Origin of the sequence: Rhodococcus (subgen. Prescottella) equi (assembly GCF_003013675.1) — a bacterium.
Classification (GTDB): Bacteria; Actinomycetota; Actinomycetes; order Mycobacteriales; family Mycobacteriaceae; genus Prescottella; species Prescottella equi.
In genome coordinates this window covers 1,515,711-1,537,094 of record NZ_CP027793.1, presented here as the reverse complement: position 1 = coordinate 1,537,094, position 21,384 = coordinate 1,515,711, and the positions used below count along the sequence as shown (strand labels likewise).

The 21,384-nt window shown below is 67.8% G+C and carries 19 protein-coding genes; 10 read left to right on the top strand and 9 right to left on the bottom strand.

Translation table 11 applies throughout. The features are described from left to right. Positions 1–35: 35 nt before the first annotated feature. From trhA to C7H75_RS25690, 5 genes are all read left to right on the top strand, one after another. Positions 36–704 (top strand): PAQR family membrane homeostasis protein TrhA, encoded by a 669-nt coding sequence (gene trhA / locus C7H75_RS07385; protein ID WP_005514643.1) that lies wholly within the window; start codon positions 36–38, stop codon positions 702–704. 77 nt (positions 705–781) lie between these two features. After that, positions 782–2,299 (top strand): wax ester/triacylglycerol synthase domain-containing protein, encoded by a 1,518-nt coding sequence (locus C7H75_RS07380; protein WP_106851169.1) that lies wholly within the window; start codon positions 782–784, stop codon positions 2,297–2,299. 125 nt (positions 2,300–2,424) lie between these two features. Then, complete coding sequence (locus tag C7H75_RS25695; RefSeq protein ID WP_041674000.1) at positions 2,425–2,619, top strand: hypothetical protein; 195 nt, start codon at positions 2,425–2,427, stop codon at positions 2,617–2,619. Between the two features lie 393 nt (positions 2,620–3,012). After that, a complete protein-coding gene (locus tag C7H75_RS07375; RefSeq protein ID WP_106851168.1) occupies positions 3,013–4,044 on the top strand; it encodes an alpha/beta hydrolase in 1,032 nt (343 codons plus the stop codon). Between the two features lie 1,207 nt (positions 4,045–5,251). Next, entirely contained in the window at positions 5,252–5,398 is a 147-nt protein-coding gene (locus C7H75_RS25690) for a hypothetical protein (RefSeq protein WP_005514648.1), read from the top strand. Between the two features lie 48 nt (positions 5,399–5,446). Here the strand turns inward: C7H75_RS25690 and C7H75_RS07370 are convergent, their stop codons facing one another. Genes C7H75_RS07370 through mca form a run of 3 tightly spaced genes read right to left on the bottom strand, consistent with a single transcriptional unit; the run spans position 5,447 to position 8,693 of the window. Continuing rightward, positions 5,447–7,471 (bottom strand): thioredoxin domain-containing protein, encoded by a 2,025-nt coding sequence (locus tag C7H75_RS07370; RefSeq protein WP_106851167.1) that lies wholly within the window; start codon positions 7,469–7,471, stop codon positions 5,447–5,449. An 8-nt stretch (positions 7,472–7,479) separates the two neighbouring features. Continuing rightward, positions 7,480–7,815: a hypothetical protein gene (locus tag C7H75_RS07365; RefSeq protein WP_005514650.1), complete on the bottom strand. Its 336-nt coding sequence runs from the start codon at positions 7,813–7,815 to the stop codon at positions 7,480–7,482. Beyond that, positions 7,815–8,693 carry a mycothiol conjugate amidase Mca gene (gene mca / locus C7H75_RS07360; protein ID WP_106851992.1) on the bottom strand — a complete coding sequence of 293 codons (879 nt, stop codon included), beginning with the start codon at positions 8,691–8,693 and terminating at the stop codon, positions 7,815–7,817. Before mca ends, C7H75_RS07365 begins: the two co-directional genes overlap by 1 nt. 206 nt (positions 8,694–8,899) lie before the next feature. Here mca and C7H75_RS07355 point away from each other — a divergent pair, with 206 nt between their 5' ends. Both C7H75_RS07355 and greA read left to right on the top strand, forming a co-directional pair. Then, positions 8,900–9,325 (top strand): DUF4307 domain-containing protein, encoded by a 426-nt coding sequence (locus C7H75_RS07355; protein ID WP_005514652.1) that lies wholly within the window; start codon positions 8,900–8,902, stop codon positions 9,323–9,325. Positions 9,326–9,571: 246 nt separating this feature from the next. After that, on the top strand, positions 9,572–10,066 hold the full coding sequence (greA, locus tag C7H75_RS07350) for a transcription elongation factor GreA (RefSeq protein ID WP_005514653.1): 495 nt from the start codon (positions 9,572–9,574) through the stop codon (positions 10,064–10,066). Between the two features lie 71 nt (positions 10,067–10,137). Here the strand turns inward: greA and C7H75_RS07345 are convergent, their stop codons facing one another. From C7H75_RS07345 to C7H75_RS07330, 4 genes are all read right to left on the bottom strand, one after another. Next, a complete protein-coding gene (locus tag C7H75_RS07345) occupies positions 10,138–12,009 on the bottom strand; it encodes an SEC-C domain-containing protein (RefSeq protein WP_106851166.1) in 1,872 nt (623 codons plus the stop codon). A 9-nt stretch (positions 12,010–12,018) separates the two neighbouring features. After that, a complete protein-coding gene (locus tag C7H75_RS07340; protein ID WP_106851165.1) occupies positions 12,019–13,383 on the bottom strand; it encodes a C40 family peptidase in 1,365 nt (454 codons plus the stop codon). Between the two features lie 162 nt (positions 13,384–13,545). Then, on the bottom strand, positions 13,546–14,700 hold the full coding sequence (locus tag C7H75_RS07335; RefSeq protein WP_013415280.1) for a cystathionine gamma-synthase: 1,155 nt from the start codon (positions 14,698–14,700) through the stop codon (positions 13,546–13,548). A 125-nt stretch (positions 14,701–14,825) separates the two neighbouring features. Further along, positions 14,826–16,208, bottom strand: a complete 1,383-nt coding sequence (locus C7H75_RS07330; RefSeq protein ID WP_013415279.1) for a cystathionine beta-synthase — start codon at positions 16,206–16,208, stop codon at positions 14,826–14,828. Between the two features lie 140 nt (positions 16,209–16,348). Here C7H75_RS07330 and C7H75_RS07325 point away from each other — a divergent pair, with 140 nt between their 5' ends. Together C7H75_RS07325 and C7H75_RS07320 are read left to right on the top strand one after the other, a co-directional pair. Then, positions 16,349–17,326: an SGNH/GDSL hydrolase family protein gene (locus C7H75_RS07325; RefSeq protein ID WP_106851164.1), complete on the top strand. Its 978-nt coding sequence runs from the start codon at positions 16,349–16,351 to the stop codon at positions 17,324–17,326. Positions 17,327–17,364: 38 nt separating this feature from the next. Beyond that, positions 17,365–18,582 carry an acetyl-CoA C-acetyltransferase gene (locus tag C7H75_RS07320; RefSeq protein WP_005514661.1) on the top strand — a complete coding sequence of 406 codons (1,218 nt, stop codon included), beginning with the start codon at positions 17,365–17,367 and terminating at the stop codon, positions 18,580–18,582. A gap of 161 nt (positions 18,583–18,743) precedes the next feature. On the opposite strand, the gene C7H75_RS07315 is transcribed toward C7H75_RS07320, so the two are convergent. Continuing rightward, entirely contained in the window at positions 18,744–19,589 is an 846-nt protein-coding gene (locus C7H75_RS07315) for a Bax inhibitor-1/YccA family protein (RefSeq protein WP_013415277.1), read from the bottom strand. A 244-nt stretch (positions 19,590–19,833) separates the two neighbouring features. On the opposite strand from C7H75_RS07315, the gene C7H75_RS07310 reads away from it, so the two are divergent. After that, on the top strand, positions 19,834–20,178 hold the full coding sequence (locus C7H75_RS07310; RefSeq protein ID WP_005514663.1) for a hypothetical protein: 345 nt from the start codon (positions 19,834–19,836) through the stop codon (positions 20,176–20,178). A 3-nt stretch (positions 20,179–20,181) separates the two neighbouring features. Here the strand turns inward: C7H75_RS07310 and C7H75_RS07305 are convergent, their stop codons facing one another. Further along, a complete protein-coding gene (locus C7H75_RS07305; RefSeq protein ID WP_013415276.1) occupies positions 20,182–21,315 on the bottom strand; it encodes a methyltransferase in 1,134 nt (377 codons plus the stop codon). Between the last annotated feature and the right edge of the window lie 69 nt (positions 21,316–21,384).

Here is a 21,384-nt window from a genome sequence, read left to right as displayed (position 1 = left end):
TGTCCCATGGAGCGGAACGACAGACAGGGCACGACATGACGGCACTCGGACTCGACGACCTCCCGGTCAAGCCCCGCATGCGCGGGTGGATCCACGCGTGGTCACTGGTGGTCGCCATCCTCGCGAGCGCCGTCCTGGTATCGCTCGCCTTCACCGCCGAAGGGCCGCGCGCCGGAATCGCCACCCTCGTCTACGGCGTCACCGTCTGCGGCCTGTTCGCGGTGAGCACGACGTACCACCGGATCCACTGGCACACGGTTCGCGCCCGGACGTGGATGAAACGCGCCGACCACTCGATGATCTTCCTGTTCATCGCCGGCAGCTACACCCCGTTCGGACTGCTGGCACTGCCACCGCACACCGGCGCCGTCCTACTGACCGTCGTGTGGTGCGGCGCGCTTGCGGGCGTCGCACTGAAGATGCTCTGGCCCACCGCTCCTCGCTGGGTCGGGGTCCCGCTGTATCTCCTGCTCGGCTGGGCGATCGTCCCGGTGGCCGGCGAACTCGTCGACCAGGCCGGCGTGGCACCGATGGTCCTGCTGGCCGTCGGCGGCGTCCTCTACAGCGCCGGCGCGGTCCTCTACGCCACCAAGTGGCCCAACCCGTGGCCGCAGACTTTCGGGCACCACGAGTTCTTCCACGCCGCAACAGCGGTCGCGGCCCTGTGCCACTTCGTCGCGGTCTGCCTGGTGGTGTTCGGGTAGGCCCGAGCAACGCAAAACGGACCCGCCGGGCGAGTCGGTCTGCCTACCCTGTTCTGATCCGACGCGGGAGGAACAGTGTGACAACGACCGAAGGCACGGTGGGTGACGTCACCCGACTGGCCCCACAGGATGCCGACTTCGTCTATCACGAGCGCGAGCACCACATCTCGAACTCGACGGGCATCTATCTCTTCGACACGACGGCCGAGACCACGTCGATCACACAGGCCGAGGCCATCGATTGGATGCGTCCGCGTCTCGGCTACAGCGGAGTGTTCACCCGCCGGCTCCGGCACGTACCGTTCGCTCTCGACTATCCCTGTTGGGTTCCCGACCCCACCCTCGACCTCTCGAAGCACGTGATCGTCGAACGCGTCGACGGCCCCGGATGGGATGCGCTGCGCCACCACATCGCGAGGTTCTCCGGCAAGCCGCTGGATCTCACCCGCCCGCCGTGGCAGTTGCATTTCCTCACCGACGTCACCGGCATCGACGGCCTGCCCGACCGCATGACGGTCGCGGTTCTGCGCTGCCACCACAGCTCCGGGGACGGTCTCGCGGCACGCGACCTGGCGTTGCGAATCTTCGGCCGCGCGGGCGATCACCCACCTGTTCCCCGACCGACGGCGAGGTGGTCCACGACCGCCGAATTCGTCCGAGCCGTCGGCCGATTGCCCCGGCAGTGGCGTGCCTTCCGCCGAGGACTCACCGAGTCCGGAGAAGGAGCACGCCGGGTTGCCGAGCAGATCCGATCCGGCGCGATCGCTCCGGCGCCTCCGCGGCGCCCCGCGACTCGCTTCAACACGGCCATCACCTCGGACCTCACTTTCGACGTCGTGAGCTTCTCACCGAGCGACATCCGCACCGTTCGATCCGCCGTCGAGGGCGCGACCTTCAACGACGTTCTGCTGGCGACGATTTCCGGCGCACTCGCCGGCTACCTCGCGGAGAAGGACGAGACACCGCCGAGTTCCCTCGCAGCACTGGTACCGATGTCGCTGCGCGGCACCCGTCCGGGGGTGGCGGACCATCCGGACGGGAACCGCGCGAACCACTTGGCGCTGATGGCGGTAGACCTCCATACGGACATCGACGACCCGATCCAGCGACTGCGCGCCATCCACACTTCGGTCCGGGCCGAGAAGAATCGGCACCGCAATCCCGACGTCCAGGCGGCCGCGTCCAGAATCGACACATCGCCTGCTTGGCTGCTGAAGCTCGTCATACGACTGCAGAACCTGCGCAATCGGTCCGACGACACTGTCGAAGCAGTCAACACGATGGTCAGCAACATCCCGTGGACCGGCGAGGACCTCGTCCTCGGAAATGCGCCCCTGGTGCGAAGCGTCGGCATTCTGGGAATCATCGACAGGGTCGGTTTGAGGCACCTGATCGTGTCCCATCACGACGACGAAATCGAGATTTCGTTCTGTGCCGACGCTGCAATGATGCCGGACACCGATCGCTACAAGGTTCTCCTCACGCAGTCATTCCGCGCACTGGTGAAATCCGCTGATCGCGCCGTGACCTCGGATATCGCCGGACGTTCCTCTGATTCGCGAGAAGTTTCGCGAAACCGACCCATCCGCCCGTGATCCGTTGTTACCGTTCAGTTCGGATCACAGGCAATCAGCCCGTGATGCGCGGAAACCGGTGTGTCATCCGAATCGCGTGTGCGGGATTCGGCGCCGGGTACACATAACGTCCTGAGGAGGCATAAATGGGTTCACTCGAAGGAGTTCTCGGAGCGATCTTGGGAAATGAAGGGCTCGGCTCGCTCATGGCTGACGGCCTGCTCCCGGCGTTCCTCGGCTCGGCTCAGACGAGCATCACGGACGCGCTGGCGTCGCTGGGTGAACTCGTCAACATCGGCTTCGGCTCGATCGACAGCTTCTCGGCCGCCCCGACGCCGTAGTACTCCGACAGTTCACGATCGAGCACCGTAGTCGGCTGGAGTTCGTTTCGCGCCCCGGCCCACACGGCCCGTCGATCACTCAGATCCGCGACATTCAAGGAGAATCATGGGATCCATCTACGAAGCCCTCGGAGTTGTGACCGGGAGCGTGAGTGCACAGATCACGAAGGGCATCAATGCCCTCTTCACCCTGAGCGGCTACCCTGGCGGAATGCCGAAGTAGCAAATCCGGACGCACCGCAATCGGGCCTCGCGCAATTGATTTGCGCGGGTCCCGTTTGCGTTTGGCGCCTCTGCTTACTCAGCCCTGGCACTTGTGCGCGTCCACGCCCACCGACCTCGTGCACCGCAGGCTCGGCGCACCTGAACTGCCTGCCCCGAAGGACATCGAGAATGACGAGCCTCGGAACATTCCGACGACGCAGCACGTCCACCCATCTCCGTCGCGCCGCGTGCACCCTCGCCGCGACAACTGCATTGACCACGATGTCGACTTCCGCCGCTCCGTTCGCACTCGCCGAGACACCCTCTCAGAGCACCCGAGCGTCGATAGTCGAGACGATCGACGTCACCGATCGTCTCCTTCTCCTTCAGGTCACTTCAGCGGCCATGGGTCGCGACGTACCTGTGAACGTGATCGTGCCGGCGGACCGCTCCGAAGCGCGGGGTGTCTACTACCTGCTCGACGGCAACTCCGGTCAGGTCGACACCACCAACTGGCTCGATCCGCGCCGGGGAAATGCCGAAGAGTTCTTTGCGGACAAGAACGCCTACGTCGTCATGCCCGTCGGGGGAACAGGCAGCCTCTACTCCGACTGGGAGACCGAGCACCCGAAGTTCGGCAAGACGAAGTGGGAGACGTTCCTGACCGAGGAACTGCCCTCGGTCATCGATGCGCAGTTCGCTACCAATGGACGTAACGTGATCGGCGGAATCTCCTCCGGTGCGCAGGGCGCACTGATGTTGGCGTCGAGGACGCCCGACCTGTACACCGGCGCAGTCGGTTACAGCGGTTGCTATCTCACCGAAGGCCCCGTCGGCCGTGCGCTCACCGATCTGGTCGTGCTCAACGGCATGGCCAACTCCGAGATGATGTGGGGTCCGGAGGGCAGCGAGGCATGGCGTGAGCACGACCTCTTCCGCAATGCGTCCGCCCTCGCAGGCAAGAAGATCTATCTCTCCTCCGGCAACGGCCTACCCGGACCACACGAATCACTGAATCACCAAGGCATCGCACAGACCGTCATCGTGGGTGGACTTCTCGAAGCCGGCTCGAACCTGTGCACCGATCAACTTGCGCAGGCACTTCGGGACGCCGGTGTCGACGTCACCCGCAGCGCACAGCCCGTCGGCGTCCACGCGTGGCCGTACTGGCGCGACGAACTCGGCCGCTCGTGGCCCACCATCGAAGCAGCCCTCCGGTAGCACTCGGTCGACGAAGCGGTCGTGCTCGCAACGACTTCGGGCACATGGACTCTCGCGGTCGCCTTACCGCTGTCGAACGTTCGACCAGTTTACGAAACCGGAAGAAACGCCGCGGTTTCGACAGGACGAACCGACCGTTCGTTGCTACAGTTCGGTGCGTACGGGCAATTGCTCGTGCTGAACTCGGCACTCGCATTTCTGTCGGGACCCCGGCGGAGATGCGCGGCCGCACACTGTCGGGAGTAGAAAATGGGTTCCTTAGCGGACATCTTCGATTCCGTCCAGTCGATCGATCTGGCGGGCAGCACGGTCAAGGCCATCCTGGATTGGCTGGGTGGCATCGTCACGAGCAGTGGGGCCTGATTCGGCCTGAGCTCGACCGGCGAACTGTGCGTGATCGCGATGCGATCACGACCCGCTTCACATCAATCGACTACAGCGCCCTCAACGGGGGCCTGTAACAAATCCGGAGGTTGGAAATGAGCTCGCTCGCAGACCTGATCAAGATCCCCGTGATGAGCGTCGACGCCCTCGGTGTCGGCCTGCTCAATTCGTTCCGCAACTTGATCGATTACGCCGGCCTCGTCCTGAGCTGAGGTCGACGCCGATCGAGTACGTCGGCAGGACAGCTGGGGCCCGTGCAGATATGCACGGGCCCCAGCTGTTTCCGCTTTACGGGACTGTAGTGCGCACCCAGAACGGGATACCGGCCCCTGATCCGATGGACAAATACCGGCGGGAAATCGGCCGCGTTGACGAAAAGACAGAAAACGTCAGAGACGACGCGCGAAGAACCGCCAAAGGTACGTGAGGGATTCGCACCGCGGTCCGGTTTCACGAATATCTGAAATCGCCACAAAAGATACCAACCGATTGCTAGCGTCTCACCCGTCACGGGTCGGACGACTCGCGGACAGATCGCGCACCGCTCGAGCAGTGGGCGCCCACCGCACTACGCAAGGAGACTCACATGGGATCGCTCGAAGGCCTGTTCGCCAATTCCTCGGCCGCGCTCGAGGACCTGTTCAACACCATCACCGGCTCGGTCGAGGGCATCTTCGGCATCTTCGGCAGCTGAGCCTGATTCAGTACCGGGGCAGTCGGGTTCATTCCTGAACCTGCGGCGCCCTCGCTCCTCCACGGAGCACCCCACCATATTTCGCAGGCCCGGCTCACTCCCCGGCCCGCCCTGTCTTGGAGGTACACCATGGACTTCGGTTCTCTCACCGCCGCGATCGGCATCCCGTTCGGCAGTGCCGATCTCGTTCTCGCCGGCATCATCGACTCGGTCGACTACGTGCTGTCCGGTATCACTGCCGTCGCCGGCAACGTGCTGAGCAGCTTCGGCTCCTGAGCGACTGATTCGAGTTCGGCCCGTTCGGCATCGCCGTACGGGCCGAACTCATCTCTCGATCTGCGCGCGCAGATCCTCCGGGTCCGTCACCGGCCGATCACACACGAATCCCCGGCACACGTAGGCGGTGGGCGCCCCGTCGATCTGCGGCCGGTCCGCCAGCAGCGGCGTGGAATCCGCTCGCCCTGCCACCACCACAGCGCCGCCGGGCGCGAGAACCCGCGCCTGCATGGACAGCTCGGACGGCGCGTCCTCGGACACCGCGATCTGCAGGGGTCCGCGAACGAACGCCTCGGCGACGGCCAGCCAGTGCCCGGCGGATCGCGGTGCACGTTGCAGGGCCACCGAGGCACGGTTCAGCGAGTCCGCGGCGGCCACCGCGTACCTCGCCGACCGGTCCGCGTCCACCAGCGACGACGCCGTGAGCAGTGCCTCCGTCGTCACCGATGCCCCGGAGGGCGTCGCGCCGTCCAGCGGATCGCGGGGCCTGGCCACCAGCGTCTCGGCGTCGTCGGCGGTGTCGAACCAGCTTCCCGGCTCGTCGGGGTCGGCGAAGTGATCGATGGCAGTGTCCAGCAGTCCTGTTGCCGCCTCCAGCCACTCGGCCGCACCGGTTACCTGGTGCAGCGTCGACAAACCCGCCGCCAGGGCGCCGTAGTCCTCGAGAATCCCGGCCGGCTCCCCCACCGTCCCACCGAGCGACGCGCGCCGCAGCCGTCCGTCCACCAGGTGCGTCGACAGCACCATGTGCGCGCATTCCTCGGCGGCCTCGACCCAGTCGGCACGACCGAGCGCGGCCCCGGCCTCGGCGAGCGCGGTGATCGCCAGTCCGTTCCAGGCCGTGACGACCTTGTCGTCCCGCGCCGGCTGCGGACGCCGGGTTCGCGCGGCGAGTAGCCGTGAACGGACGTCGGCCAGCCAATTGGCGTCCAGCGGATCCACGGGCAATTGCAGCACCGACGTGCCGCGCTCGAAGGTTCCGGTGTCGGTGACCGCGAACGTCTCGGCAGCCCACCGCCCGTCGTCGTCTCCGACGACGTCGGCGATCTGCCGCGGCGTCCACGCGTAGGTGAGGCCTTCCTCGCCGTCGGTGTCCGCGTCGAGTGCGGAGGCGAACGCCCCTGCCGCGGTGCGAAGGTCGCGCAGAAGGAAGTCGACGGTCTCCTCCGTCACGCGGCGTGCGAGCGCCGAACCGGTCCGACGGGCGAGGTGCGCATAGAACCGCACCAGCAAAGCGTTGTCGTAGAGCATCTTCTCGAAGTGCGGCACCACCCACTGGGTGTCCACCGAGTAGCGGGCGAAGCCGCCACCGAGCTGGTCGTAGATGCCCCCGCGGGCCATCGCCTCCGCGGTGCGCTCGACCGCCCGCAGGGTCGGTCCGGCCGACGTCCGCTCGTAGGACCGCAGCAGTCCTTCGAGCAGCATCGACGGCGGGAACTTGGGCGCCCCGCCGAACCCGCCGTGATCGCGGTCCTCGTCGCGCAGCACGTTCGCAACGGCACCCGACAGGAGCGGGACGTCGATCGGCGCCCCACCCGCGGGCAGGGCGCCGCTGCTGCGACGCAGCTCCGCCACCACAGACGCGGCTGCGTCGTCCACATCACCGCGACGACTCCGCCACGTGTCGGTGACGGCGTGGAGCAGCTGCACGAACGACGGCATCCCGCCGCGCGGTTCCCGCGGGTAGTACGTACCGCAGTAGAACGGCGCACCGTCCGGGGTGAGGAAGCACGTCATGGGCCAGCCGCCCTGGCCCGTCATCGCGACCGTGGCGTTCATGTAGACGGCGTCGAGGTCGGGCCGCTCCTCGCGGTCGACCTTGATGCACACGAAGTGCTCGTTCATCACGGCCGCCGTCGCGTCGTCCTCGAACGACTCGTGCGCCATGACATGGCACCAGTGGCAGGCCGCATAGCCGATGGACAGCAGGACCGGCACGTCCCGCTCGCGCGCCCACGCCAGCGCGTCCGGCCCCCACTGGTGCCAGTGGACCGGGTTGTCGGCGTGCTGACGCAGATACGGGCTGGTCGCCTCGCCGAGCGTGTTGCGCTCACGTCCCCCCGGCGAAGTCACGACGCCCCCTAGCTCGCCGGCTTCGCAGGCGGGTCCTGCTCGGTCCGCGAATCCTGCGTCCTGTGCTCGGCCCTCTGCTTCGGCTCGGTGACCTCGGCGATCGTGGCGACCCCCAGATCGGTTCCCTCGTCCGCCGCCTGATCCGCCTCGGGGTGCTCGGGCTGGAACGTGTCCGGGAGCTTCTTGAGCTGCTTGTTCATCGAACGAATCAACAGGACCGTGCCGACCAGGAGCGCAACGACGAGCACCAGCCCGAGCGGTGACGCCTTGCCGAACTCGGGCCCCTGCGGGCTGCTCGGGGTGCTCGTGCCCTGGGCGAGGATCTCCCACGCCAACGTCGTCATCACTGCTTCTCATCCTTCACGATGCCCGCGAACAGGTCGTTCTCCGGTATTGCGGTGTGTACCCGGGTCTTGGCCAACTCGAACTCCTCGGTCGGCCAGATCTTCTGCTGGATGTCGAGCGGCACCGCGAAGAAGGACCCGTTGGGGTCGATCTGGGTCGCGTGGGCACGCAGCGCGTCGTCCCGCTGCGGGAAGTAGTCGCCGCACTCGATCTGCGTGGTGACCCGCGCCATGAGGTCACCCTGCTCGGTCTTCCACTTCTTCAACCACTCGGCCATCGGGAAGTCCTCGCCGCGTCGCTCGTACTCCTCCTGGAACTGGACCAGACGCTTCCGGATGAATCCGTGCGAGTAGTAGACCTTCTGCACCTCCCACGGCGCACCAGCGTCCGGGAACTGCTCCGGATCGGCGGCCGCGTCGAACGCGGCCATCGACACCTCGTGGCACTTGATGTGGTCCGGGTGCGGGTAGCCGCCGTTCTCGTCGTACGTGGTCATCACGTGCGGGCGGAACTCGCGGATCACCTTCACCAGCGCCTCGGTGGGCACTTCGAGAGGCTCGAGCGCAAAGCAACCCTCGGGCAGCGGCGGCTTGGGGTCGCCCTCCGGCAGTCCGGAGTCGACGAATCCGAGCCACGTCTGCCGCACCCCGAGGATGCGGGCGGCCTCGGCCATCTCCTCCTGCCGCACCTCGCTCATCCGCTCCCGGATGCCCGGCACGTCCATCGCCGGGTTGAGGATGTCGCCACGCTCACCGCCGGTGAGGGTCACCACGAGTACCTCGTTGCCCTCCGCGGCGTAGCGAGCCATCGTCGCAGCGCCCTTACTCGACTCGTCGTCGGGATGGGCATGAACGGCCATGAGTCGGAATCCGCTCACGTGTGTCTTCACCTCAGCTTCGCGTGTCACTGTCGTGGCGTGTCACCTGCAGTGTCCGACCGCTACCACTCGCGGGGCGCAGTCGTCCTTCCCCTATAGTTCCACCTGGCACATACGACCGTCTGTCGTACCCCCGCTACGCGCGGTAAACGGCGACTCCGACGGCCGCACACAGCCCCCTTGACCGACGGCGCGAGAGCAGAGTGATGAGCAGTACCCCCTCCCCGGATCGCTACGGAACCGCCCGACGCCGGTCGGGTCCGCTCCCCTGGGGCAAGCTGCTGCTCACCGGCCTCGTGGTGCTCGCCGGCATCGGAATCGCGTACATCGGCTACACCAAGTTCGCGGTCAAGGACGTCGAGGGCAAGCAGATCGCATTCGACATCGTCGACGACCGGACGATGAACATCCAGTTCACCGTGACGCGCGACAACCCGTCCGAGCCCGCGGTCTGCATCATCAGGACCCGGTCCAAGGACGGCTCGGAGACCGGCCGCCGCGAGGTGTACGTCGCTCCGTCCGACTCGGACACCGTCGAGATCACCGCCCCCGTCTACGCATCCAAGCCGCCCGCTATGGGCGATCTGTACGGATGCAGTACGAACGTTCCGGACTACCTTCGCGCGGGCTGAGCGGACGGCCGATCGGCCGTTGTTCCGATCGGCCGAAAACCCTCATCGTGCTAAAATGAGTCGATACACGGTTCCACTCGGAGCCGTGTATTGCTGCATTGACGGCAGGACGAGTCTGCTCACGCGGTGGGCGTACCCGGGGGATTTCGCCACGGACTAGAGCCGGCCTGACCGTTGATCGTTGCTGTTCGCAGCGATCTGCCGAGGGAGTCCACCCGGACTTCGACTACAAGGGAGTGATCGAGAATGACCGAGACCCAGGTGACCTGGCTTACTCAGGAGTCTCACGACAGGCTCAAGAATGAGCTCGACCAGCTCATCGCCAATCGTCCGGTCATTGCCGCCGAGATCAACGAGCGTCGCGAAGAGGGCGACCTCAAGGAGAACGGTGGCTACCATGCTGCGCGCGAGGAGCAGGGCCAGCAGGAGGCGCGTATCCGCCAGCTGCAGGAGCTGCTGAACAACGCCAAGGTCGGCGAGGCGCCCACGCAGTCCGGCGTCGCGCTGCCCGGGTCCGTCGTCAAGGTCTACTACGACGGCGACGAGTCCGACACCGAGACGTTCCTGATCGCGACCCGTGAAGAGGGCGCCCGCGACAACAAGCTCGAGGTCTACTCCCCCAACTCGCCGCTCGGTGGAGCCCTGCTCAACGCCAAGGTCGGCGAGACCCGCGAGTACACCCTGCCCAACGGCAGCCTGATGAAGGTCACGCTCATCAGCGCGGAGCCGTACCACGGCTGATCCCGCCTCGAACGTCCCGAACCCCGGCCGAGCATCCGCTCGGACCGGGGTTCGGCTGTTCTCGGGACCGGTCAGTTCAGCACGTCGACGACGTCCTCGGGTTCGACGTCGTCGGCCGTCAGCACGGCGAGGACCGCGTCCAGTCGGTCGGGGTCGACCTGTTCGACGCCGCCGAGGATCTGCGTCCGCTCACCGGTCGGCACGACGCGGGCGCACAGCAACTCCCCGACCGCGCGAGCCAGGTCGTCGACCGTGGCCGTCTCGTCGGTGGCGAGATCCCGCAGCGTCGCCGTCGAACCGTCCACGGCCACCACTTCGTGCACCGACCGCCGCACCCGCAGCCAGCGGTCGGCCAGTTCCCGTTCGTCCGCCGGCAGCAGGACCCCGCGCCGGGCGACGAACAGGCGGAACAGGCCGCCCTCGAACAGCGCGGTGTCGATCACGAGGGGCTCGTCGAACGCGCGGGCAACGGCGTCCTCGTCGTCCCAGTGCGCGGCCCGACGCTGCGCCAGCCCCAGAACCAGATCGAACAGCACCGTCGACTGTGCGTACAGCGTCGCCTTCTCGTACAACCAGGAGGCACGGTCGTCGAGCGTGGCGTCGGCCTTGCCGAGGTGACACACCTTGTACTTGCGCCCCGACCCGCACCAGCACATGTCGTTACGGCCGAGTTCGGGGTGCTCGGCGGGCGCGAAACGAGTCAGCACGTCGTACAGCCGTTCGTCCCGGCCGCCGTCGATCCGGCCCAGCAGTGACAGTCCCCGTTGTGCGTCGCCGCGGTCGGACGCGATCTGCGCCAGTTCGAACAGTGCCGGCGTCCACTCCTCGTCCATCGCCGCGGCGTCCGCGAAGTGGCGTTCGGCCTCGAGCACGTCGCCGAGGGTGTCCGCGGCCATCCCGGCCAGCCAGTGACCCGACGCCTTGGCTCGCCGCGGTCCAGCGCCCACCACCGCCGACGCCGTCGTGTACAGCGCGGGGATGTAGTCGTCCTCGACCGCGTTGACCAGATCCAGCACCGCGGCAGCCGCCGCCGGATCCTCCAACCCCGCAACGGAGTCCGCGTCCTCGCCCACCCGCGCCAGAACCTCCGGGAGATCGAGCTCGTCGTCGTGTACGATGCCGACCAGTTGAACGAACGACACCACCGCGCTCGCCTCGTCCGGGTGCAGCTCGTGCTCTCGCGCCACCATCGCGATGTGCGCGGCGAGGTGGTGTGCATCGAAATCGAAACCGCGCGCAGCGATGTAGTCGCCCTCGCACTCGTAGCCGGCGGCCTCGATCAGCTCGCCGAGCGGCATCGTCGGCGTGGCGCACAGGGCGTCGTCGTCCGCAAGCAGCTGCCAGGCAACGGTTTCCAGATTGTCCGCGTTGTCCGCGCCGACGATCCGGTCGAGCCGATCGGCCATGTCGGGTACGTCGGCCACATCACCGCCGGCCGACGACAATTCGAGCGATCCGCCGGCGCCGACCGTCACCGCGATCAGATCGCCCGACGAAAATCCTTGCAGCGCTTCGGTCCCGAACAGCAGCACGGGCCCGTCCGGGAGGTCCTCGTCCGCGATCCCCAGCGCCGCCAGCTCGTCGGCGTCGTAGTCCGGGAAGAGAACACGGACCGATTCGTCGGCCCGTCCCAGCGCCGACATCACGACCGGGGCCAGGTCGGGATCGGCGTGCAGCAACCCCGACTCGATCTCACCGCCCGACAGCCGGTGGGTGAACACCCGCCCCTCCAGCAGCGTGTCGAGGACCGCGTTGCGGCCGTCGGCGAGGAGCACCACCGAGGGATGGTCCAGCAGTTCGACGAACTCGGTCATCTCCGGCAGCGAGCCGTGCCCGGCGTCGACGAGTCGCTGCGCCCAGTCCTCGCCGGTCGACGGGCCGGAGGCACGCAGGTCCGCGATGGCAGCGGTGGTCAGGTCACGGGGATCGGGCGTCGCACTCACCTCGTGATTTTAGGCCAGTACGCGGCGCGCCTTCATTCCGTCGAAGACCGGGCCGACCTTGACCACGTCGCCGAAGGTCGGCGCGTGCACCATCATGCCGTTGCCCATGTAGATGCCGACGTGCCCGGGACCGCCGGCCTGCCAGTTGCCGAAGACCAGATCGCCGGGCTGCGCGGCGGCCATCGGAATCTCCGTTCCGACACCCCACTGGGTCTCCGACGTCCGCGGCAGCACGACCTTGCCGCCACTGGCGGCGAAGATCGCATACGACGTGAGGCCCGAGCAGTCGAAACCGCCCGCCGTCGGACCGCTGATGTTGCCACCGCCCCACACGTACGGGAGGCCCAGGTACCGCATCGCGAGCTGGACGATCGCGCCACCGATACCGGTGGTCGGCAGGTTGATGTCGAGGTTGAAGTTCGCGAACGGCGAGAGCAACTGCTCGAACTGCCCCTCCGACGCCCGGATCTTCTGGATGTACGGGCCGCTCTGGTCGGCCGCGTCGTCGACGCCCGACGGGACCCCGCCGGCCTTGCGCACCGCGCGGGCGCCCGCGTTGAAGGCCGCCAACGCGAGGTCGAGGGTGTCGCCTTGGACGAGCCCCTCGTTCTTCCAGGCTTCGACCTGAGCGTAGTTGTCGCACAACATGTGTCCGGCCGCCATGACGGAGTCGGCGACGCCCAGGATGTCGGCGTTGCCGTCCCCGTCGGCGTCCTTGCCGTACTTGGCCCACTCACTCGGCATGAACTTGGCGGGTCCGCGCCCTCCTGCGAGCGACACCGGCGCCGTGGGGCCGTACCGGAAGTCGTTCTCCACGGAGAACAGGGCCGCGAGCGTGGGCGCCTTCACGCCGCCACAGATCTCGCCGGCCTGCCGCAGCCACGGGGCGAACACAGCGATCGCGCCGACCTGACCGAAATTCGCGGTGGGCAGGATCGCCGGCAGCGTCGGCAGCGTGAGACTACCGACGCCGGGCAGAGTGATCGCGGGAGCCGTGTCCGCAACCGCGACCGGAGCGGACACGACGGGAGCGGGAGCGGGAGCGGGCGCAGCCGCCACCGGCGGGGCCGGCTCGGGCGCAGCGGCTTCCGGCGTGGGGGCCTGTGTGGGGGACGCCTCCGGTACAGCAGGCTTCGGGGCTTCGAGAGCGGGGATGGCCCGCACGAGATCGCTGGCCGCCTGCTGCCGCATGTCCGGCGGGAGCAGCGCGACGATGCTGTTCACCGGCTCCACGAGCTGCGGCGCGGACTGCAGCGCGGCCGGTACCGGTTGTGTTTCGGGAGCCTGATCGGGAGTTGCATTCGCCACTGCCGGGAACGCGACACCTGTTACTGCTGCGACAGCCACGATGGCGGCTGCGGGCTCCCATGTCATACACCGCTCCTGGGGTCGTACTTGATCCGAGGACTCACGGTAACGGGCAAACCGACTGCCGGGGGTAGGATTCAGGAAACCCTCAGCGTTTCGCGCACTTGTCGTCGACCGGTGTTCACCAGACGCGACGACAAGTGCGCGAAACGCGGGAGTGGGGCCGGATCAGCCGAGCGCCTGCTCGACGTCGGCGAGCAGGTCGGCGGCGTCCTCGATGCCCACCGACAGACGCACCAGATCCTCGGGAACCTCGAGCGCGGACCCGGCCGTGGACGCATGCGTCATCGCGCCCGGGTGCTCGATCAACGACTCGACACCGCCGAGCGACTCGGCGAGCGTGAAGATCTGTGTGCGCGCGCAGAAGTCGAGCGCGGCCTGCCGGCCGCCCTTCAGGCGCACCGAGATCATGCCGCCGAACCGGCGCATCTGCTTGGCCGCCACGGCATGCCCCGGATGCGACTCGAGGCCCGGGTAGATGACCTGAGCGATCGCTGAGTGCCCGGTCAGCAGGTCGACGATCTTCTCGGCGTTGTCGCTGTGCCGCTCCATACGCAGCGCGAGCGTCTTGATGCCACGCATCGTGAGGAAAGCGTCGAACGGACCCGGCACCGCGCCGGCGCCGTTCTGCAGGAACGCGAACTTGGTGTCGAGCTCCTCGTCGTTCGTCACGAGCGCACCACCGACGACGTCGGAGTGGCCACCGATGTACTTGGTCGTCGAGTGCAGCGCGATGTCGGCACCCAACTGCAGCGGCTGCTGCAGGTACGGCGAAGCGAACGTGTTGTCCACCACCAGCTTCGCGCCGGCGGCCTGCGCCACCTCGGAGATCGCCGCGATGTCACCGACGTTGAGCAGTGGGTTCGTCGGCGTCTCGACCCACACCAGCTTGGTGTTCGGCCGGATCGCGGCGCGAACGGCATCGACGTCGGACACCGCGGCCGGCGTGTACTCGATTCCCCACTGCGTGAAGACCTTGTCGATCAGTCGGAACGTGCCGCCGTAGGCGTCGTTCGGGATCACCAGGTGGTCGCCGGGGCGCAGCAGCGACCGCAGCACGCAGTCCGTCGCTGCCATACCCGAGCCGAACGCCCGGCCGAACGTGCCCGATTCGAGCGCCGCGAGGTTGGCTTCGAGCGGACGACGCGTCGGGTTGCCCGTGCGCGCGTACTCGAACCCGCCGCGCATGCCGCCGACACCGTCCTGCGCGAACGTGGAACTGGCGTAGATCGGGACGTTGACCGCACCGGTCTGCGGATCCGGCTCGTAACCGGCGTGAATGGCCCTGGTGGAGAAACCGCTGGAAATTCCCTGCTCACTCATGGCGCCCAGCCTAGCGACCGGCGACCGGGGGCCGTCGGTTCAGCCCGCGATCGTCTGCCCGACAGCCACCCGAAACGACGAGTTCCCGGTGGGCATCCACCGGGAACTCGTCAGGGTTCGGGCAATCAGGCTCCCGCGCTGAGGAACCCGAGCAGGTCGTGGCGGGTGATGACACCGACGGGCTTGCCGTCGTCGACGACCATGAGCGCGTCGGTTTCGCCGAGAGCCTTGGTGGCCGACGACACCGGCTCCTGTGCACCGATCAGCGGGAACGGCTTGCTCATGTGCTTCTCGACCGGGTCGGCGAGTGCCGCGCGGCCCTCGAATACTGCGCTCAGCAGGTCGCGCTCGGACACGCTGCCCGCGACCTCGCCCGCCATGACCGGCGGTTCGGCGCCGACGACCGGCATCTGGGAGACGCCGTACTCGCGCAGGATCTCGATCGCGTCACGCAGCGTCTCGGACGGGTGCGTGTGTACCAGGTCGGGCAGTTCACCGGACTTGCCGCGCAGCACGTCCCCGACGGTGGGCTCGGTGGTGTCGCCGTCGAGCGGCGTGCGCAGGAAGCCGTACGACGCCATCCACTCGTCGTTGAAGATCTTCGACAGGTACCCGCGTCCGCCGTCGGGCAGCAGCACCACGACGACGGCGTCGGGATCACGCTTGGCCACCTCGAGCGCCGCGACGACGGCCATGCCGCACGAGCCGCCGACCAGCAGGCCCTCCTCGCGGGCCAGGCGCCGGGTCATCTCGAAGGAATCGGCGTCCGAGACGGCGATGATCTCGTCGGGCACGGACGGGTCGTAGGCGGAGGGCCAGAAGTCCTCGCCGACACCCTCGACCAGATACGGCCGACCGGTGCCACCCGAGTAGACCGAGCCCTCCGGGTCGGCGCCGATGATCTTGACCTTGCCGCCCGAGATCTCCTTGAGGTAGCGGCCGGTACCGGTGATGGTGCCGCCCGTACCGACGCCGGCCACGAAGTGCGTCACCTTGCCCTCGGTGTCCCGCCAGATCTCGGGCCCGGTGGTCTCGTAATGACTGTCCGGTCCGCCCGGATTCGCGTACTGGTTGGGCTTCCAGGCGCCCGGGATCTCCTTCACCAGACGGTCGGAGACGTTGTAGTAGCTGTCCGGGTGCTCGGGCGCCACCGCGGTGGGGCACACCACGACCTCGGCACCGTACGCCCGCAGGACGTTTCGCTTGTCCTCGCTGACCTTGTCGGGGCACACGAACACGCACTTGTAGCCGCGCTTCTGTGCCACCAGCGCCAGTCCGACGCCGGTGTTGCCGGACGTGGGCTCGACGATGGTGCCGCCGGGCTTCAGCTCGCCCGACGCCTCGGCGGCGTCGATCATCTTGACCGCGATGCGGTCCTTCGAGCTGCCGCCCGGGTTGAGGTACTCGACCTTCGCCGCGACCAGGCCGGAATTCGCGCCGACGACCGAGGACAGCTTGACCAGAGGTGTGTTGCCGATGAGATCGACGACATGATCCGCGATGCGCATGCCCCCATGTTTCCAGATCGAATTCGGACACGTCTCGTGAAGGGGGCATTACCTGCGCCGACAGGTTCCAGGACACCGCTCCACCGAGGCGCGAGACGACTAGATTCAAAGGTCCGACACACTCGCGGAGGGTGAGTCCGATGGATCGGTGGCGGACGGCGGCGAGAGCGGGGACGGCTGCCCTGCTCGCGGGCTCCGGCGCGGGTACGGCGTCGTGGGCGGCGTACACGTACCTGGTGTGGCAGGCAGGGCTCGCGCGAGGACAGATCGTCCCCACCCGCCGGTGGCCCCCGCAGGCGGACGGCATCTACACGCCGGGGTCCGCGCAGCCGGAACGCTGGCGTCACGGCTCCGACGTCGACCTGCACCTGATGGTCTTCGGCGACTCGACCGCGGCTGGACTCGGCTGCGACGTCGCCGCAGAAGTTCCCGGCGTCCTGCTGGCCCGTGATCTCGCCGAGCGCACGGGAGCGCGGGTTCGACTGAGCACCAAGGCGATCTCGGGTGCCACGTCGCGCGGGGTGGTCGGCCAAGTCGACGCGATGTTCGTCGCGGGGCCCGCGCCCGACGCGGCAGTGATCATGATCGGCGCCAACGACGTCACGACCGGGATGTCGTTGCCCGGGTCCGCCCGTCGGCTGGGCCGCGTGGTGTCCCGCCTGCGTGACGCCGGTGTCGTCGTGGTCGTCGGTACGTGCCCCGACCTGCGGGTGATCACCGCGATCCCGCAGCCCCTTCGGGTGCTCGCCCACAGCTGGGGCATGCAGCTGGCAAGACTGCAGGCGGCGGCCACGCGGGCAGCCGGCGGGCACCCCGTCCCGCTCGGCCGTCTACTCGCGGCGCGCTTCCTGGAGGACCCTGCGACGATGCTGTCCGACGACCGCTACCACCCGTCCGCCGCGGGCTATCGCCTGGCCGCGGATCGCCTGGCTCCGGCCCTGATGCGGGCTCTCGCTGAGTGGGACGGGCCTTCGTCACGCGGCGGGCCCGGACGCGCTCCCGAAATCGACCGGTTCCCCCAGGTTACGACGGCGACACCCCCCGCGAACGTGCTGTGGGAGCGGCTGTGGGGCCCGTTCGGGAGACGGCAAGGTGGTGATGCCGCGCGGGCAACGTAAGTTCAAGGGCGAAGAGACCAACGTACGAAGGAGTTTCCATGCCCGAGGCAGTCATTGTCTCCGTTGCCCGCTCGCCCATCGGCCGCGCCGTCAAGGGCTCGCTGGCCAGCATGCGCCCGGACGATCTGGCAGCTCAGATGGTTGCCGCCGCGATCGCCAAGGTCCCCGAGCTCGATCCCGCCGACATCGACGACCTGATGCTGGGCTGCGGTCTGCCCGGCGGCAAGGCCGGCTTCAACATGGGCCGCATCGTCGCCATCAAGCTCGGGTACGACACCCTGCCCGGCACAACGATCACCCGCTACTGCTCGTCGTCGCTGCAGACCACCCGTATGGCGCTGCACGCGATCAAGGCCGGCGAGGGTGACGTGTTCATCTCCGCCGGTGTCGAGTCGGTGTCGAGCTTCGCGGCCGGCAACTCGGACTCGCTGCCCGACACGAAGAACCCGTTCTTCGCCGAGGCCATGGAGCGCACCGCCGTCGCCGCGCAGGGTGGCGTGCAGTGGAGCGATCCGCGCGAGAACGGCATCGTCCCCGACGCCTACATCGCGATGGGCCAGACCGCCGAGAACGTCGCGCAGCTGACCGGCATCAGCCGCGAGGACCAGGACCACTGGGGCGTCCGTTCGCAGAACCGCGCCGAGGAGGCCATCAAGTCCGGCTTCTTCGAGCGCGAGATCACCCCGGTCACGCTGGCCGACGGCACCGTCGTCAGCACCGACGACGGCCCGCGCGCCGGCGTCACCTACGAGGCCGTCAGCCAGCTGAAGCCGGTCTTCCGTCCCGACGGCACCATCAACGCCGGCAACTGCTGCCCGCTGAACGACGGTGCTGCCGCGCTGGTCATCATGAGCGACACCAAGGCCAAGGAGCTGGGCCTGACCCCGCTCGCGCGCGTCGTCTCCACCGGCGTCTCCGGCCTGTCCCCCGAGATCATGGGCCTGGGCCCGATCGAGGCGACCAAGAAGGCCCTCGCGCTCGCCGGCAAGTCGATCAGCGACATCGACCTGTTCGAGATCAACGAGGCCTTCGCGGTGCAGGTGCTGGGCTCGGCCCGCGCGCTGAACATCGACGAGGACAAGCTGAACGTCTCCGGTGGCTCCATTGCCGTCGGCCACCCGTTCGGCATGACCGGCGCCCGCATCACCGCGACGCTGATCAACAACCTGCAGACGCAGGACAAGCAGTTCGGCGTCGAGACCATGTGCGTCGGCGGCGGCCAGGGCATGGCGATGGTGCTCGAGCGCCTGAGCTGATTCTCGGTTGAGCCGCGAACGGGCGGTTACTGCGTACGGCTTCCGGCCGTTGCCGCAGTAACCGCCCGTTTCGTGTTCTGTGACGAAGACTGTGACCGAGACGCAGAACGGGCGGCCGCCGCTCTCGCGACGACCGCCCGTTCGTGTCCGGCTCGGTGAGACTAGTCGTTGTTGAAGTAGCTCAGCAGGCGCAGGATCTCGACGTACAGCCACACCAGGGTGACGGTGAGGCCGAGCGCGACGCCCCACGCGGCCTTCTCCGGCGCCTGAGCGCGGATCAGCTCGTCCGCAGCGTCGAAGTCGAGCAGGAAGCTGAATGCGGCCAGAGCGATGCACACCAGGCTGAAGACGATCGCGACGGTGCCACCGTCACGCAGGCCGAAACCGCCGTCGGTGAAGAAGCTGGCGATCAGGTTGCCGATCATGAGGACCATGACGCCGATGAGGCCGCCGATGATCATGCGGGTCAGGCGCGGGGTGACGCGAATGGCACCGGTCTTGTAGACGACCAGCATGCCGAAGAAGACACCGAAGGTGCCGAGGACGGCCTGGCCGATGAGCATCGAGCCGCCGACGCCACCGAATTCGACACTCGTGAACATGAAGGACAGCGCGCCGAGGAACACGCCCTCACACGCGGCGTAGGCGAGCACGATCGCCGGGTTGTCCATCTTACGGCCGAACGACGCGACCATCACCAGCACGAAGCCGATGAGACCGCCGCCGATGACGAACGGTGCCGCGAGATTCGTGTTTCCGTCGACCAGGAAGTACGAGACGATCGCGGAGATCGTCAGCACACCGAGCGTGATCGCGGTCTTGGTGACGACGTCGTCGATCGTCATCGCCCGCTGTGTGGTCTGCTGGAACTGCTCGGGAGCGCCGTACTGCTGGCCGTACTCCTGCGCGACCTGCGCGCCGCCGGCCTGCGCGGATCCGAACGTGGCGTATCCCGTGCCCTCCTGCTTGGGCAGGTTCTTGAACACCGGGTTGCTGGTGGTGCGCACCGTGAACATCCCTTCTCGTGGTCGTCTGTCGGGCTTGTGGGGCCCGAGCTCGGCCGGGTGGACCGGCGTCGTTGTCCGTAGAACGCACCGCCCGGCAGGGAAAGTTCCCACACCACGAAGATGACTTGGACAATTCGGACTTTACCGGGCGCCCGCAGGTGGATGCCATCCGAGCGCCCCATGCAACCGTATCGCCGTCGGCCACAATCCAGCGCGAATCGGCGATCCGGAACAGAATGAAGTCATGGGCATCGAAGAAGGACCAGACGACACTCTGGACGTCAGCGAGAGCCTCGACTCCGACGAGGTCCGCAACGAGGACGGCGACGACGTGGTCGATCCGCCGGACCACTGGAGCGAGGCGGACCGGTTCGGCACCACCCTGCGGGAGGCCGAACAGGGCGAGAGCCTCGATCAGCGACTCGCTGAGGAGGAGCCGGACGTCCCGCCGTCCGGTGGAGAGGACGAGTCCGAGGACCCCGACGAACTCCAGGGAGCCGAGATCATCGACGGGGTGATCGTCGAGGACGTCGGCCTCCACCGCGGGCAGGTCGACGGCGACGCGGCGGGCGGCGGACCCGTCGAATAGCGGCTACACCGCTCGCACCGACCGCGTGACGGTGAACTTCGGGTTGCGGCCGACCTCCTCGGTGCGGCCCACTGCGCGCTCGAGGGCGCGCTTGTACCCGAGGTGCGAGTTGTAGACGGTCCACAGTTCGCCCCCGGGTCGCAGAACCCGGCCCGCGGCGTCGAACATCTTGCCTGCACTGCCGGTGTGCACCGCCGCCCCGACATGGAACGGCGGATTGCACAGGATCAGGTCGACGCTCGATTCGGGCAGCGAGGACAGCGCGTCGTCGCGGATCACGCGCACCCGCGCCGCCACCCCGTTCGCGCGGGCGGTGGCGGCCGCGGACGCGACGGCCGCGGCCGACTGGTCGCTCGCGATCACCTCCGCCGACGGCTGCGCCTTCGCGAGACTCACCGCGAGAATGCCCGTCCCGCACCCGAGATCGACGGCCGTGCCGGCCTCCCGCATGCGGGGCAGGAATTCCAGCAGGAATCGGGTGCCGATGTCGAGCTTCGGACCGGCGAACACCGCGCCGTGCGCGGCGACGTCCGATCCGAGTTCGTCGACGTGCTCGACAACCGGGAATCGCGGGGGCTCGGTACTCGTGCGCGGCGTGTCGGCGATCAGCACGCGGGACTTCTGCCGACCGAGCGTTGCGCGCACTCCACCGAAGGAGCGGCGCAGTACGTCGTTCATCGCCGGGGTGATGTGCTTGTTGCGGCCGCCCGCGAACACGACGACGTCAGGGTCTGCGTACCGCGCGACCGCGTCGGCGACCTCGTCGAGCTCGTCCAGGCTGCGCGGCAGCTGCAGCAGCACGACACGCGCGCCGGTCAGCAGGTCCTCCCCCAGTGCGCAGGACCGATACCGGCCCGCGAGCCCGAACCGTTCCGCATTGTTCGCGAGCGCACGTTCACCGGTGAGCGGATCCTGGTGCACACGAATACCGTTCGCACCGAATCGGACGGCTGCAGCAAGCGTGAGCGCACCGTAGTGGTCGCCGACCACGACCACCGACGCCTCCGGGGCGGCCGACAGTGCGTCCGCGGCCTCGTCGAGGATCAGCCGGTCGGCCGCGTCGACGGCGAACAGGTTGGGTGCCTCGACGTCCGGGAAACGTGTGAGGCCGGCGAACAGGTCATCGACGGAGAGCATGACGTCCAGTGTGCGCGACCGGCCGGTGCGCGGCGCAGTCGGCCTGAGCGCCCGTTCCCGACCTGAATC